The sequence below is a fragment of the Pseudomonas sp. CC11G genome (assembly GCF_056174845.1).
Map to the genome: position 1 here is coordinate 65,192 of NZ_JBWBZC010000001.1, position 16,677 is coordinate 81,868.

Below are 16,677 nucleotides of genomic sequence, written 5' to 3' on the forward strand. Positions count from 1 at the left end.
ACACCTGTTTCACTCTCAAAACGCCCGATGCACCGCATCGGGCGTTTTGTATTCCAAGGCCAGATGTGGCCGCTCTTCGTTATAAATCCCCACTGACTCGTCCACCATCTTCCGTGCGTGCGCGAGGTTTTTGGGGCGATGCAGCAGGAACTCCATCTTCAAAATCCCGTTCACCCGCTCGGCCATCGCGTTCTGGTAACAGTCGTAGCCATCGGTCATGGAGCAAGTGATGCCGTGCTTGATGTGCAGACGTTGGTAAAGGTCCGAGCAGTACTGCGCGCCACGGTCTGAGTGATGGACCAACTGCTGATCAGTTTTTCGCTCGCCCACGGCTTTTTTCAAAGCCTTGAGTACCGACTCTGTGTGTAACGTCTCATGCACGTGGTGTCCCACAATTTTTCGCGAGAAGGCATCTGTCACCAGGCTTAGATACGCCACGTTTTCTTGGGTCGGCAGGTAGGTTATGTCGGCCACCCAAACTTGCTCAGGCCCCGTAGCAACGATTTGTGCAGGCCCTTCTTTTAGCAGGTTGGGATGGCGCCGGAACCGATGATGGCTGTGGGTGGTTTTGTGGTAGGCACGCTTGCGAGGCACCAGTTCTCGGGCCTCTCGCAAGATCGTGAACAAGCGATCCCGACCAACTTGTAGGCCCGCTTCAGCGTCGATATGCAGCAAGTGATGCAGCTTGCGCGTCCCCAGTCTTGGCTGGCGACGGCGCTTCTCCAAGACAAACTCCAGCACGTTCTGATCATGCTGGTCGCGGGCTTCGGCGGCCCAGATTCGCTTGTAGTAAGCCTGGCGCGAAATCCCCATGAACAGGCAAGCCCTGGTAACACTCAGGCCTTCGATTTGCCCTTGCGAGAGGACTTGCCGGGTCGCTTTTTTACGATGGAAACGCCGTAGTCGTTCTTTAGAACATTCACGACAGCTTCAAAAAATTGAGCCTTCTGGTTGCTCAAGGCGAGCTGCTCTTCAAGCTCTTTGATCCGCTGTTCTGGCGTCAGCGGTGCAGATGGCTCGTTCACGGCACGGGTCCTCTGAACTCGAATGGAGGCGCCTTGGCTCCAGTCCTGCCGACCATGCTTGCGTAACCACACCAACACTGTCGACCTGCCCTGGATGCCATAGCGGGTTTGAGCGTCTTTATAACTCAACTCGCCTTTTTCGACTTGATCAACGACCGCCAGTTTAAAAGCCAAGGTGTAATCGCGCTGGCTGCGCCTTTTCCCCGAATCCATTGAGTCCTCCTGAAAATAGGTCAGAAGGTGTAAACCTTATTCAGGACGGGACAGCAGAAACAAAAAAGCCGCGCATTTGCGCGGCTTTTTAATTGGTGGGGCCACACGGGTTTGAACCGTGGAGCAAAGGATTATGAGTTGGCTAGAAACGCTGCAAGCCCAGTGAAATCGGGCGTAGCTTGGCGTAGGTACAGTTAGCTGGAAGTAGCGTCGTAGAGAGTGTTAAGCGAAATTGAGCGAAATCTGTAAAAGCTGGACGCTGTACCGTCAGCGTACTGTTTTTTGTACCGCGAAACGGTCAGGTTTTGACTTTTCCATCGTGAGCATAGAGTAATCTCCAAAAGCTGAGCACTGTGCCGCGTGAGTAATTTTTTAGGTCGCACGGAGAGAAGTATTGACCACCTTTACGCTTCAGTGTTCTTTAGTGTGCAGCGGGACGTCAGTGAGCACTCAAACGGTCGAAAAAATTAGCTGCTTTTGAAAACGTAAGCAGACACTTTGAATGTTTAAATATCCTGCATCTTTTATTTTCAGCAAGGCGTTAAGCGTTCATTTTTTTTTCGGGGTGGAAAATCCAAAGGTTTGTTCGAGCTCACTTTTAGCTCTCATAAAAATAGGTAGTCCGGTCTGATCTTTTCCCCAGTGTCTATTATTCCGTCAAAATAAGATGGCGAATAAATGCCGTACTCTCCAATCCAAATGGCTCGCAAATAAGATATCCACTTTAAAGTTTCGCCATTTGTTTTCTTTAACCGAGACTTTGAGTTTAGATAAGTGGCTATAGAGAGTTCCGGGAACCACTCATTCACAAAGTCATCAAATGTCAGCGTCTCTCCTATAAGTTTATTTTTTGCCTGCGCTACGATGTTGGCGGAGAAAAAATTAGCATCTTTTAAGTACAGGTCTGAAGCGCTACAGCACGAGCTACCGTCGGAGTGTAGTAATAGGTCGTTATCAGCGAAGCCAAAGGTCATGTCAGCTGCTCTAGTTTCACTTTGCATGTATATTAGATGTTTGGAACGATACGATTTTGGTAGAGCGTATTCGCTGCCCTGCTTGCTGGCGCCATACTGGCGGTAGCGTGAAACAGGTTCTCCTCCGAGAAGATCAGAGAGGGGTTTGCCGAAATTAGCGTTAGCTTCTAATGGGACCTTTAAGTACTCGGCAGAGATGTGTCTTACGCCAGCGGTTTTGGCGACTTGAAGCAGTCTGTCGAAGCTATCCTCAAATTCCGGGATTATCGGTTGCATGCGGAAGCTAACGGGAATGCCAATCGCTGATAACCTTTCTGCGGCGTACGCTAAATCAATAATAGGCGGGCAGCCTTTATCAATAAATTTTCTCGCAGAATCTGAAATCACGGTTGTGGAAAAGCGCACGTAGCAATTTGAGTCACGCAGCGCGTCTGTATATTCGATAGTTCCAGAAAGAGAACTTTTTGTGCTTATTATGAACGGATAATTATGCTCGTTGAGTACTCTTATATATTCAAGGGTTTTCTTTTCTTTGGTTTCTATCGGGGAGAATGGGTCAGACATTCCCCCCATTTGAAATGGAATTCTTCTCGAAATGAACTCATCCAATGCAGACTGGATAACTCCACTCGAAACTCTGCTCAGCCTCTTTCGTAAAGCATCTGGATTGGAGATTTGCAGGCGCTCATCTCGTCCAAAACCTTCTCGTGTACGAGCAAAGCAATACCCGCAACTGAATTGGCAGTGATTATAGCTATCAAGTCTTAGCGGGGTTGCACAAAATGCAAGTTGGCTGGTGATGGCGGCCGAGTATCTATAAGTTTTCCTCATCCGAGTATCTTGTTGATGCAAGGAAAGATATAAGAAAGGCCTGCATAGATATGTTGCGCGAAGACCAGAGCGAACGACAAAAGACTAAAGGTTAAAAGTATGCGGATTGCTATTCTCGAACACCTTCTAGAATTCGAATGACGACCAAATATTTCCCAGAATATTGAACTTTCAGCGGTCTCAATTTTTTCAGGTGTGCCTTCTGTCATTGGCATTGCCAAAGAGTACGTTACATTGTTAACTGTCATATACACGACCGTTTGGTCGGCTTCAACATTGGGGTTTTCACTTGGAGGAGTGAAATTCGAGTCATGCTTTACTAGATAGTTTTTTTAAGAAGACGAGAAATGAATTTAGGTAGTTCAGTACCTTCATCATATAATTCTTTGGTAAGCCAAGAAATCCATCTTTCATCATGCCCATACATTTTGTAGTCGGAAAATTGATTGTACTTTTTAATGAATTCCGGGCATCTTATGAGGTATATTAGGAATGATATTAGGAATAAAAAAGATGATAGCCAAAGGAACTCCCAGTTGAAGGGGAGGGAGAGACTTATAAGATAGGTTTCCCCGCTAATTTTCAAAGGAAGAGGATTTGGTAATCCCTGCAAGATTCCAGCGAGAATCGGAACCAAAGAGAACCAAACTGTCAGATATCTGAATATAGATATCTGGTAAAAGTTTTTATATGCTTCCCATCGCTTTGGTTCATATATTTTTCGCCAGTTCATTTTGGCTCCGATTTTAGTTAAAGGTCACACGGCTGCTTTCGGATGCAGCGAGTAAAGTATAAGCGGAAATCACCGATGGAGCTCAAAAAAAGGAAGCCCTCGAATTACTTCGCCAGCTACATCGAAGGATTTGTATAAACACTGGTGGTTTAGTAGAGTTTTAACTCGGTCTGATAGCTCCGCAAGGTCAGAGGTAAAACCCAACGCGCCCAGTTCTGCTGGTGTGACATTGGGAACCTTGTGGATAAACCAGGTGAGTAGAGGCTCTCGATAGTCAGTAGCTCCTGCCTTGAAATGCTTAAGGTACTGCGACGCAAGTATCACGCCGGTGCCGAATTCGCGCCCTTGTAGAAGTAGTTTCCTGAGTACGTCGAACTCATACCGCATTATGTTATCCGCTTCATCAACCAGAAGATATGAGTCAATGGCTCGAAGCTGCGGCTGATCCCCAATAAATGGACGTTTAGGGGTTTTTAGCATGTTTTCATAGAACATGTTTAGCATGATGGCTACGAGCATGTTTTTGCTTTTATCATCCTGCCCCATTGAATCTAAAGATATCACTACAACACCGTCAAAAAACTCGTCGAATGACATCGTCTCTGAAACGTTGCGAGAGAAAACTTCCATGTCGACGAGATCGTCAATAATTGCCATGGGTGAGTCTGACTTCCCATCGAGTATCAGTTGATATTCTTTGTGTATGTCGTAAATCGTCGGTTGCAGTCCTGCTGGACTGGTTGCTTCGTAGGCGTTGCGGACAGCACTTTTTAGCTTTCCAAGCTGCACCGGCCCCATGCCGGAATAAATTTTGTCCAATACATCTGCGAAAAATCTAAATCTGTCGAGCCATGGCGCGGACGACTCGCCCATGCCAGTGGTATCGAATAAGTTCAGTGGGAGACGAAAAGGCTTTATTACTTTTGCGCCCGTTGCCTTTACGAAGTCTTCGCTGCTGTAGTCTCGTTTGTAATCAAATATCAGGAAGCGGGGCTTGATGGCGCGGTTTTCTAACGCCGATCTTGATATTTGAGAAATTAGCGATTTTAAGAACTGAGTTTTGCCGGTCCCAAGATCTCCAACTACCCCAATATTTAACTGGTTTAGCCGAGTGTCTGAGATATTCAGGGTTAGCGGGCGAGGTTCAAATCCATCTACGGTAGCACCCACAGATAAAATTACGCCGCTGCCGCCAACGGTATCAGGGGCGCATAAGTCTTCATGGGCAATCTCAGAGTCAATGTTTTCTCGTAGCACCAGACTCTCCGGTTTAACAGGTGAGGCTATTGGTACTTCGGGGGTGGAGCTTAAGTGGGAAATTAGTTCGTTATTAGCTGCGACCGGTATCAGCGCCCAATCACCTACTTTCTCGCGGACAGCATCGTAGAAGGTTTGAGCGTCATTCCCCGCGACTATGCGTCCTGCATCCTGACTAGAAATAACAATTGTCTCGTTGAATTCATCTCCATCCCGGTTTTGCGCCCCGCTGTGAGGTGAGCCATCCACGATAATAAGTCGCCCACGCAGATCTAGGCTGGGTGTCGAGGTGGGATCGAGGATCGCTGCGGCAATTTTCTGGTGGTAAAAGGCCCAGCGGGGGCCCTGCCCCTCAACGGCTTGATGTTGGCTATATACCCGAAGCCCAAAGCCTACAATCGAGAGGAGCAGGTGCTGATAAGCCAAACGCCATATCATGGACGTTTTCGCCTTATCCTCGATTGCTTGCAACAACGATGATAGGGCCTTGGCTTGAGCGAGAGCATCTGCTGTTTCACTCGTGGTAAAGACACCTTGCCGGCACTTAACTTCTATTGGGGTCAGATGTAGGCAAACTCTTTCATTCTGAACTCGTACACCTACGACAAGAAGATCTGGACGAGAAAGAGAAGTGTCCTTACGTTCCTTACCAAGAGATCTAGCCAGATCGGCGAGATAACCTCTGAAGGGGTCGACCGGGACGATAATGGCAATAGTGGCATCGTCAAGTGTGCCTCCCAGGACTGGCAGAAGGCTGTTTTGGTTTCCGGAAATACGGAATTGATCCTGTAGCAGTCGAACGGCCAAGAACAGGCCGAGATCTCCCGTAGCCCCTGTATCGTCCCCAGATAGACCTCGAACTGTCGGAATTCCTCTTCTGGCGACCTCAAGGAGAATTTGTTCGACTTTCTCGTCGTCTAGATCATCGCACCCCGGCAGTGGCTTCAAGACCCGACGCAGCGCTTCACTATCCGCCGGTTTGACTTTAGATAGAAGATAGTAACCGCTCGTATCGCCAGCTCGATGCGAGTATGACGGCAGATCGTAATCCCACAGGAACGTACCTTTTATCCATCCGCCTAGGAAGCAGGCAGGGTCAATTGCAGAAGACGATACCGCGACGTAACCGGCACTGTTTTCTTTGAGCATGTCGGAAATTGCGTGAACACTAGGTGAAAACTGCAGGCCTAGTTTTCCGTCCTTCAGCTTTTCGACCATCAGCATGCATGCGGAGACTTTGTCAGCGAATAGTTCTCCAGTGAGAGGCATTTGAAGCCCTTGTCGTGACTCACATAAGAAAGACCCTAGTAGCTGCCGTCTTACGCGATGTCTGATGAGGCCGCCGGCTCCCATCGGGGAGAGCATTCCAACTTCTTTGGATTCAGGTTGTGCCGAGTCTAACTGCGCAATAATTCCGAGGTCTGGCTTAGTACCTCTAGGCTGTTTGTCATACCAGCGAACATGATTCTCGGTGTCTTCGCAAAGGTTTGCGATCGTAGCCTGATCCGGTCGACCAGATAGCCTAGTATCAAACACCTCAAGAATTCGAGTGCCTACACTTTGTCTAGATGTCTCTGGATCGGCGTTTCCGAACCGTTTCGTGCACCAAGTGGCGAGCCCCTCATTACATGCGTCACTGGTCCCGCCTGCGCTTGAAACGACTACGCTTACTAGAGGTTTGGCGGCTAGAAGGTCAGTGACATCGTCCAGTGCACGTGAGACTTGCGCAGGGCTAAATCCACTCGATATCCCGCCAACTGTGAGACCGAATCCGTTATCGAACGGGGGAAGGCGTGTTCTGCTGGGCAAATGGCTTAGGCGTGAGCCATTCCAAAGCACGGACCAATAGTCGGAGCTGCACTCCACAGATAGAAAGTCGACTTGATCAAACCCATTCGGAGACTGCAGCGAGATTGTAAGTATGTCAGGAACACAATCAGGATCCAGAATGCTGGCCGCGGGGCAGGGACTCGGATTGTCGCCCTCTACCTCGTCTCTAAGAACCTTTTGAGCGAGACAATGCCATGCGAATCGCAAAGGGTGGAGAGGAGAAAGAATTATTGCGTCCGGTGCTTTGTTTAGAGTAAGCCCATCTGACTCTAACGAACAGACTGCCACCGTATCAATCCAGCAAGCTGCAGTCGGTTCTGCTGCGAGCCACGCCATGTAAGTCTCAATATAAGTTTCGACAAGGTGGCGGAACTCTTCGTCGTTGGAAAGCAAGGCTCCCAATTGTGCTGACTCGATCAATCCAGATTGGTCGTCACTGCCTCGTATGTATCGCGCGATTTCTCGCCGAGCCTCGATGAACCCTTTCGGTGGTTCGAAACAGGATCGATCAGGTCTTGGATCTTGCAGAAAGCGGCCATTGGAAAGGATCGGGCCGTTTGGGGATGTCCAGTCCGGAGGTGCCCAGACGGACGCATAGTCGTCCGCTATTACTAGCGGACGAAATGAGTTCGCGATGTTTTGTTCTTCTAGTATCCAGGACTGAAGGCTAGATGAGCGAGCATTGCGGTCTAAATGCACTACTGCTTTTACGTCAAATTTCTCAAGATGTCGGCGGTTCAGCTTGATGAGACGCTCGAACTCGCTACGGCAGCCCTCTTCAATAGTCTCCTCGCAGGCTAGATAGACTCTGCATGTCTGAGGTTTTGTTTCAGTGGGAACACTGAAAGCTATATCCATCTGATATTTGCCGTCTGCCTCAACCTCTACGAGATATTCGTTTTCACCTGTCGCGCGGGCTTCAAGTGACTGACGTTGTTCTTCCAGTTCGGTGGAATCGTCGGGCATTCCTTCCACACGGTTGATAACGGTTCCGGGCGAGAGGTGCAGACGCAATTCGTAGCGTCCCGAACCTGGAAGCGTTAAGGATGTTTCCCATGGACTTGCCGGAGAATTGTTGCGTGGTTTTTTGGGGAGTGTGACCTTAGTTGCTAGCTTGCAAGTCACTAGAATCCCAGGCTTCCAGCTCGATAGAGAAATAACTCGTATGCTTGCGGGTTTACAGCCTTCGGAGGCCACCTTGTAAGTGATGGGGGTTTTATGAGCTGGGGGTGCTGGGTCTACAAATTGATTGAGCCCGTCTTGTGAGAAAGAACGTGGCATTGGCGCTTTGCCAAATGATCCGCCGGTGAGAAGAAACTTCCCTTCTTCTCCCTCGCTCCTTGCAATCGATAACTCCAACTCCCTATGAACTATCGCAGGCAGCCCCTTCATAGCGGGAACAATACTGTTCGTACATCGGATGTTGAGCTCGCCCATTACCTCGTCGGGCTCATCAGCCAACAAAGCTGTCCACTGCGCTACAGTTAGATTCTTCCACCAGAGAGGAGCAGGGGCGAGTTCGAGACCCCGGTTAGGCAAATAAAAGGCAGCGGAAGCACGCTCGAAGGCTGTAGGAACTTGGCACGTTGCCTGAAGATGGGAGAGTAGATCTCTAAGTGACTCTGCTACATCTGCCGAAGCCGTTTGCGAGAGGCGATCGATGCCCGTTTTAAAGCCGTCCGCGAGCTCGTCGGTTACTTTACCTAGCGTTGAAAGTTGAGCTTTTGATGAGACTCTCCCATCGCTCGTGGGAGGAAATCCGCAAGCTAGCGCGAGTGCGTCTCCTGAAGAAATCCCTTGGTTAGAGGTAGCTATAGAGTAAATGCGAGAGAGCATTCTCCATGAGTCTCTATGGCCAACCTGATCAGGATCGACTCCGTCAATTGCCTCGGACGCCTCCCGGACCAGTTCCTTTGCGTCGACTCTTAAAGCGTCGTCTATTCCCGCGATCTCAAAGGCGTTGGTTACGGCCTGTTGTACGAGGCTGTCCTCCCACCATTTTTCGAAGTTGGGGCTCATACCGAACACATCGCTAGACGATTCGATTGAAAGGTTGTTGTGCTGGCCAGCAGGGACTAGGGCGACAAAGCTGGAGTTATTCGGGTCGTTTCGAACGTTCAGCAAGTGGTCGTTATCACACTTTCCTGAATTGCCAATTCGTAGCGGAGGGTATTGGTTCTTTAGCTGGTCGGCTGGGCATTGGAGGAGAACTGGTAGTGTTATGACGCTGCCATCAGTAGCTGACTTAACCCGGACTCCTCCGTCGCGAACCAACTCGTCATAGACCAGCTCTAGTATTTCGAGAGGCGGACCTCGAAAAATGAGCCGGTACTCGAGTTTATTTGCACCTAATCCTTGTGTAGCGCCCTCAGCTTTTTCGCGAACGATAGCTGCAAGCCAATGTGCGAGACTGTTCACGTTAACTTCCCTGAATAACGAGATTTGTGTTGAAAGGCGGCAGCAGTAACATGCCGCTTTCGGCGTCGGGACTGTCGAGTACTAGTCCGAGCATTCTCAACTGGTGGCCTAGATCGTTTCTGGCAATATCGTGTTTGTCCACGGCAATGCCATATGCTTCAAGGTGCATGCCTAGTCGATGAATTGACCGAGGTCCGCCCATTCCGGTTAATGCGCAATGGACCAGTGCGAGTACAGCGACGGGGCCTAGAGATACGATCCAAGGGCTGGATGGACTGCTACCTTTCTTCCTGAGGATGTACCCTTGGTCATACCCTCGAAGAAGAGGCACTGCAGCCTGCCGCTGCCCCAGCGCGTGCCGAACGAATTCCATCAAGTTGGATCCGATGCCCTTTTTACAACGCAGCGCGCGACCCTCCTCGTCCTGTACGTCGGTGATAAAGCCAACGGTATTCGAATTTGAAAGCGCCATTCGATTGGACGCGATATGGGCACATAGCGCAGCGACTCCTTTTCCTGACGACATGTCTGCGTCATAGGGAGCCCCAATTTGATGGAGCGACCAAAGGAGTCCATTAATTCCAAGTCTTGCATTTAGATAGCTGGAGACTTTGTCTTTGATTCCTGGCAGCGCTTTCCCGCCGTAACCCATGTACTGCGCACTTTCAGGGAAAATCTCTGCTCGTGCTTGTTGCTCTGTTAGCACGATCCCATTGTTTAGGACCGACAATAGGCAGCTCCAGATTCTCGCCTGAACATCACATAGCCATGTCACATGAGATACTGTACCCAGACGCAGTATTGCCTCCAGTAGGCTGGTCCACTGGCGCCGAGTCATAGAGTCTTTTGCCTGGATAATTGCTTGCAGGTCTCTAACAAACCTTCTTGCGGGCAAGAATTTCATCTCCGAGTAGTCGGAGTGATTCAGAGTCACTGCTTCGTCCCCTGGAATTGGCGACAAAGCCCAGACATGCTCCTCTGTGGACCAGGATGATGTTTCCTCTTCTAGCCACCGAGCGAAAACGTCATCGTTGTCCCCAACACTCAATGCTTGGAAGAGCTCCTTCCAGAGTAATTGGGCCGAGTCTTGATCTTTTGAGCCGAGGCAAACCATCCGGCGAATTAAGCTGCCTGCTGGCCAAGAGTTATTACTCAATCGCGCCGAGCCGGAGAACAACGCTAGACTCGGGACTAGTGGTGTTACCTGAACAAAGCGCTTTGAAGATTGGTTTGGGAGTTTGGGGCTTTCCAGTATTCCATGAAGTACCGAGTTCCAGGCCTCAACTCCTACTACGGAACCGGAGGGAGGTGGTTGCCGCTTTTCGCGCAACTTCTGAATTCGTTTATCCAAATCTCGCCCCGCTTGGGGCACGTTGCCCTCGCTTGTCGATGCGAAGCCAATTGTCCGGTAAAGCGCGGCGAGAAGGACTTCAGAGCTTGCGTACTCTGGAGCTGGACTTATAGCCAGCGCAGACATTTGGTAGCTCCTATAAGAGTTTCTCCAGGGGGCCTGCTTAAAGTCCGAAAGACTCATACAAGATCCTCTTTGCTCGACACGAAACCATTCCATGATCGTCCGACCACTGTTCCATCCCCGCCAACTCGGATTTTTGCATCGTCGAGCAACTCTTCGTCACGAACTATTGGTCCGGAAAGACGGGCTTTCGTGGTGTCGAGAAGTGCAAGAACCGTCCGAGGCAGAGACGCAGGAGAGAGACCGCGTTCCAGCTCTTTCACGGCTTTGAATAGGTCGTAAGTCAGGGGGATCGCTTGCGCCGACTGTCCTTGGCCTACCCCGAGGTAGCAGATAGGGGGCCGAGGACGGCCATTAGCATTTTGGGAAAGCATTTTGACCTGGCGAATAGGTACCACGAGTGTCGCTTGCCTTAGCCTTGGGGGAAGCGGCTGGCCAAAGGTCGTGGTTAGCGATACTTCAAATTCCTTTCCTGTGTTAAGCAGGTCTTTCACCTGCTTAACGACTTCAAACAGATGTTGATGCTTGTCGTCGTCTTCAACGACTTGCTGAAAGGCTTGCAGAATTGGAGAGTCAGCAACTACGCCGGTTCTGGTGCATATGCTCCGGCGCACTAACCGGCAGGCGAAGTCGCGCAGTACATATTGTGTGCGAGTGGCTGCGGCGGGCTTTTTCCTTCGGATAGCTGGCAGTGAGAGCATCCGGTCAGCGTTGGATAGACGCTTAAGTAGCTCAATTTCGCTTGCTGACAACACCTGCGATTTGCGGACAAACTCAATTCCTCCCGCCAGAGAGCGGCTGAAACGCATGTCGAGATCGCCTAGGTTAATAGTGGTGCTTTTGCTAACTGCTACCTCACTTTCCGGGCTAGCAAATGCAGGATCCAGAGCTTCTACTAGCCCATCCAAAAGATGCGCAATAGTGGCTGGAAGGTAGTTGGACTTTCGCTCAGCTAAGAAATGGACGAGCCCCATTAGAGTTCTTCCTTCTTCCGCATCCAGCTCCTTTTCCAACCCTAGATCCTTTAGATCACGACGAAGAGATGTTGCAACGTTCTTATCCCATTGATGGAATAGTGCGTGTTGGTAGCTTGAAGTGGCCAGATGGAAGCACGCAGTGAGGGTCGAACGAGTAGGTTTTTTCGCTGTTGCGGCCTTCGCATCAAGCTCAACTAAGCTCGCAGCCCATTGACATGGCGTCGATTGAGGCGAGCTTTTGGCTGAGCCCTGAGCAACTGGGTGATGTCCTGCTAATAAGTATGACGTAAGGGAGAAGAGGTCCCGGAAGCTCCATCGCTTGCCGCTGGCGAGTTCGTACCAGCGCAGTATTTTCAGTAGCGCCGCCCGGTGCTCCTCTTTCACCAAAATTGCCTGGCTAGTGCAGAACGGGCATTTTTCGCCACCTGGACACGACCCCTTCAAAGGCCACATTTCAGGCTCGGTGGCCTGGTCAAAAAGTATTTCTCCTGGAGCGAGATTAGCCTCGTCCGGCTTTACAAGCAGTGACTCTGCATCCATCGGCCACACGGCAATAGAGGGAAACCCTTGGAGAGGCCAGCATGAGGGAGCGCCATACGAGAGACTTACCGCTCGGGTAACGGCCTCAATGATTGCCCTCGGCTTGTTCAGATCATGGTCGATGGAGTGAATCAGTGCGTCATCAAGTACGCCCCGATTTACGCAGCACAGGTACGCTTGAGATGGGGGGCCATCTATCAGTCTGCTGAGCTCTTCGATTAGAAGCGAGGATGCGGTCTTTCCTTCGTGGCCGGCAGATGCGTCTTGAACAATGTCGAGACTCAGACTGCTACTGTTTCTAGCAAACGTGCCAGCGTTGACTCGAACAATTCGCGGAACCTTATTACCAGCAGAAGGATGGAAAGCTTTCGAAAGCTCTCCGACCAATCGTCCATCACAGCCAAGGCTTTATCCAGCCAATGTATGGTGGACTCGATGGCTTCGGTTTTCCCGTTTCCCGGCCCGCCGACTAGCAGGACAATTCTCGGGATGGTCATATTTTCGGCGGGAAGGCGGTTAGCCCAATCTTCCAAACGTGCCAAAAGGTTTGTGCGTAGCAATTGCTTATTAGGCTGGCCGCTATCGTCGTCTAGAAGCCGTTTCACTCCCCCCGAGTGATGTCCGGCCCAGTCGACAAGCCCTGCGGGGTAGCGTGCTTCTTCTAATTGGGAGCTATCCATTCCCCTACGTTCCTATGTTTTCAAGCGATGGCTAATGTTTGCTCTTCTTCAACCCTCACGTGCTGCCCAGACCCGGTAGTGGCTTCTTCTAACATCGATTGGATTGCAAGTCCGATCGCCCTTGCGAGGTATGGCGGCACAGCATTTCCGACCTGCGTATAGCGTGGGCATTCCTTGGTCCGCTGGCTGCCGCCAGTGGTGAATTTCCCTCGAAATTGATACCAGTCAGGAAAAGTTTGAAGTCTGGCAGACTCCCTAACAGTCAATATACGTGGCTCGCTGTAGTGCAGAACATCGTCCGGAAGCGTGGTTATGGTGGGACCTGGTGTATCAGCTCGCATTAGGTAGAGACGATGCTTTTTGAGTCCATATTTTTGCCTGCGCTCAAGGTTCATCAGGCCGCCTTTTGCGCTATCTGGATCTGCCAGGAGCGCTTTGAAACGGGCGCTTACCTCAGCCCGATGTCTCGCGAAACGAGAGCTGTCTATGTAGTCGTCGCTCCCTGCGTTCATAAGCTTTTGGAAGCTTGTCCTGGGGCCCGCATAATCAAGCTCTAGGAAGCCTTTTGGGGAATATGGGTCGTTGCAAGGTCTCGTCCCTGCATGGGCTATTTCGAGATCTGAAATGGCTTCCGATGCGCTAACGATTTCAGAAAGACCTAAATCTTGCAGCTGTTTAAGTCGAGCAACTTCTAGCAACTCAAATGCTCTTGAGATACCACCAGAGAGGTTTGCAGCGAGATCTTTACGGACACCCATTACGATCAGGCGAGGACGCTTCTGAGGTACTCCAAAGCGCGAGCAATCAATGATTTTCCCCAGCACTTGATATCCAATATGGTCAAGGCTTTCAACCAGCTTGTCATAGTACGACTGGGGTTTGATGAGTATGCCCAGTTCTTTCCAAGTCTTAGAGGTATGCGCCACCTTCATGCCAGGGACGTTTTCTAGTACTAACGCAGCTGGTTGTATGGCCTTGACCATTTCAACGTACTTTTCAAACAGCTTGTTGCGAGGGTCTGATTCCTGACGCTTGCCTGCAAAACTAAAACCTTGGCATGGAGGGCCGCCAGCCAGGACGTGAACTTTTCCCTTGAGTTCAGCAAGGTCGAGAGCGTGATGCTCGAGTATCTCGTCGATTCCCCAGGCTTTTTTCTCGAGCCATGAGGGCCATGCGAATTGAGGGATGGGCACGTTTCTGCCTTCCAGCAAATTTGCTGACAGGGTCGAGAAGGCCATTTTATCCCGTTCAACAGCAAAAACGCCGCTCAGCCCAGCGAGCGATAGCCCTAGAGATAGACCTCCGCACCCTGCGAACAGGTCGGCGAACATCAGGGGTTTTGAGGAAGAGTGCAAATGCAGAATCTCGTATTTTTTCGAGGCGCGTTACAGGGGCGCAAATGCCCCTGAACCTAGCGCAACTGAAAGGTGATGACTACGGGCAAAAGGGCCGTGTGAGTTGAGCTCTGTGGTGTCTTCGGCCTGTGCCTCCTTGTCTCTCAAATTGCCGTGAATTCGAGGAGGTAACGACACCTTTGGACCGATTCTTTGTGAGGATGATGAATTGCCAGCCATTCAAACGCAATGGTCTGGGCGCCCGTTAAGCGGCTCACTTTCTAGAGTCAAATTTCTACCTTGGTCCAGATTGTCTAGGGCGAATGTATCTGGTGGAAAAAGAGAAAAGCGCGCTCACGGGCATCCTGAGACGAAGGGAAATGGGCTCCCAGTTCGGTCCACAGATGAACTAACCCTAGGGCATCCTTGGCGGATATGTCGTGGAACGTGAGTTTAGCGGTCAACTAATCCAGAGCGAGGCATAAGCAGGGCTGACAGTTTCTCTGGATTTTATGTCATGAATGACGCTCCGCGGCCTATCCTGCACTAGTCATCTAGACGCTCAATCTTTGGCTATAAAACCTGTCGTTACGGGGGTGTCCGGAGAGCAAAAAGTGAGCAAATGGTAAGCAAGGTGAAATCCGTCGGTTAGCCAATGGATAGCGACATGAGAGCGAAAGAGGAGCAGAAGGAGAGCAGAAGGAGAGCATTTTTGAGTTAGCTCGCGGGGCATTAGACTAGCCGCCCGGTCGAAGCTCGATTTTAAGTGTGATGAACAACTCTCATGCCTGGTTGGTAGGAGCATTCGGGGTGCACAAAATGACAAATGGTAAGCAAGGTGAAATCTGTCGGTGAGACGGCAGATAGCGACGTGAGAGCGAAAGAGGAGGAGAGGATTTGTTAGTCAGCTCGCCAGGCGTTAGGTTAGGGGCCCGGTCGAAGCTCAATTTAGTGGTGATGAACAACTCCCATGTCTTGTTGGTAGGAGGCATTCGGAGGTAAGGAGATCTTTACGAGTCGAGTCATGTGTGCGCACACCAGTCAGCCGTGCGCTAAACCAATCTACGGTGATGAAGAACTCCCACGCTGTGTTCTGTTCGGGTGAATCCATCGCCTAATAGGACTTGCTTGTGCTCGCTAGGCACGGCTCACTCCATGCAAGGTTGAATTGATTTTCAAGATGGTCAAGGTGTCGTTGACGCCCAATCCGTTTCTTAGGTCAGTTAACTGGTCCTGTTGTTTCACCCATTCGTTGACCAATTCTTGGTCGGGAACGAGGCTTTTTTCTTCTGCGGAAATAAGCTCGGCTAGCTGACCGATTGCTATGTCTAGTTTCATCTTCGCCGAATCTAATCAGCCCAGCGTTCGGGTGTAGGCATTCGGTTTCCTTAAGATGCAGAGATTGTTTTCTCAGCAATTGACCTTGCATCCTCAACGCTCATGCCTTGGCTACTAATTGGTTGCAGTATTCGTCTTGGCTTCTAGCTTTTGGAGGCGCGAGCGTAAAGGCGGTTTTCCCCATTCTGCGTTGCACGCCCCTAAACCATTGGATCGGGTGGTTTGAATTAATCCCCCATCCAGCGCCTTTTTCAGCTCTGCCAACAAACGTTCAGCTCTCTCGGGAGATTCGTGCAGGAGCAGAGCTTTGATTGCTCGTTCTGATGCTACGTCGAGCGCCGAGTGAAAGCGGCCTTGCCGGCTCGTTTCACCTATTGGTTCTACTGATGGTTCTATTGGTGGTTGTAGCTTAGCCATAGCTGTGGCACCCCCACCATGACACTGTTGTGTCATCCCCGGCGGTCAGAGCTGTCACCCTCTAACGTCTGATTTGAAGGGGAGGGTGTCAGATTGTCAGGGTATGATTTTTGATTCAGCGTGTAGTTGTTTGAGACCTGGCGCCCTTCAAAATTGAAGCGAGGTTTGGCGGTAAGAAGGCCTGAGGAAACGAACTCCTTTAAGACCCTCTGGACTGTTCTCTGCGAGACACAGCATTTGGCCGCTAGCGTCTTCATTTTTGGCCAGCAGTCGCCCTCTTCATTTGCGGCGTCTGCCAATGCCATCAAGATCAGCTTAGCGTTTGGAGGAAGGTGCTGCTCCCAAGCCCAATTCATCGATTTTATGCTCATGCCGGCCTCAGAAATCGTCGATCAGTCGTGCGATAGCTGAGGTTTTGAAGTAGATACGCCGGCCAATTTTCACTCGACATTTGCTCAGCTTGTGAGAGAGCGGATTATCCCCGCTGAGCGAAATCCTGAGGCCATCTTTGCTCCGGTGCAGAACCTCCGCTAGCTGCTCCAGCGACAAGAGGGGTGAACCGCTGTAGCGATTTAATAGGGTTTCTTCGGTAGTCATCAGAGGTCCTTTGGGGCGGCGGGATGCGTCCCCGAGCTG

Annotated in this window: 9 protein-coding genes; all 9 read right to left on the reverse strand. The window is 50.5% G+C overall.

Annotation, left to right across the window (positions count from 1 at the left end):
- Positions 1-15: 15 nt before the first annotated feature.
- Positions 16-1,238 (reverse strand): IS3 family transposase gene (locus AC0V2S_RS00310; RefSeq protein ID WP_475508031.1). Its coding sequence is split into 2 segments (ribosomal slippage): positions 16-887 and positions 887-1,238, totalling 1,224 coding nucleotides; the frame shifts between segments, so codons are not numbered across the junction.
- 605 nt (positions 1,239-1,843) lie between these two features.
- Complete coding sequence (locus AC0V2S_RS00315; RefSeq protein WP_475508032.1) at positions 1,844-2,821, reverse strand: radical SAM family protein; 978 nt, start codon at positions 2,819-2,821, stop codon at positions 1,844-1,846.
- A 1,024-nt stretch (positions 2,822-3,845) separates the two neighbouring features.
- Positions 3,846-9,281 carry an ATP-binding protein gene (locus tag AC0V2S_RS00320; protein ID WP_475508033.1) on the reverse strand — a complete coding sequence of 1,812 codons (5,436 nt, stop codon included), beginning with the start codon at positions 9,279-9,281 and terminating at the stop codon, positions 3,846-3,848.
- A 1-nt stretch (position 9,282) separates the two neighbouring features.
- Complete coding sequence (locus tag AC0V2S_RS00325) at positions 9,283-10,758, reverse strand: hypothetical protein (protein ID WP_475508034.1); 1,476 nt, start codon at positions 10,756-10,758, stop codon at positions 9,283-9,285.
- 53 nt (positions 10,759-10,811) lie between these two features.
- Positions 10,812-12,272, reverse strand: a complete 1,461-nt coding sequence (locus AC0V2S_RS00330) for a hypothetical protein (RefSeq protein WP_475508035.1) — start codon at positions 12,270-12,272, stop codon at positions 10,812-10,814.
- Between the two features lie 281 nt (positions 12,273-12,553).
- The gene (locus tag AC0V2S_RS00335; protein WP_475508036.1) at positions 12,554-12,952 is read right to left on the reverse strand and encodes a hypothetical protein; all 399 of its coding nucleotides are present in this window, start codon (positions 12,950-12,952) and stop codon (positions 12,554-12,556) included.
- Between the two features lie 20 nt (positions 12,953-12,972).
- Positions 12,973-14,283, reverse strand: a complete 1,311-nt coding sequence (locus AC0V2S_RS00340; RefSeq protein WP_475508037.1) for a DNA cytosine methyltransferase — start codon at positions 14,281-14,283, stop codon at positions 12,973-12,975.
- A gap of 1,790 nt (positions 14,284-16,073) precedes the next feature.
- A complete protein-coding gene (locus tag AC0V2S_RS00345) occupies positions 16,074-16,412 on the reverse strand; it encodes a helix-turn-helix domain-containing protein (RefSeq protein ID WP_475508038.1) in 339 nt (112 codons plus the stop codon).
- A 7-nt stretch (positions 16,413-16,419) separates the two neighbouring features.
- Positions 16,420-16,638: a DNA-binding protein gene (locus AC0V2S_RS00350; protein WP_475508039.1), complete on the reverse strand. Its 219-nt coding sequence runs from the start codon at positions 16,636-16,638 to the stop codon at positions 16,420-16,422.
- Between the last annotated feature and the right edge of the window lie 39 nt (positions 16,639-16,677).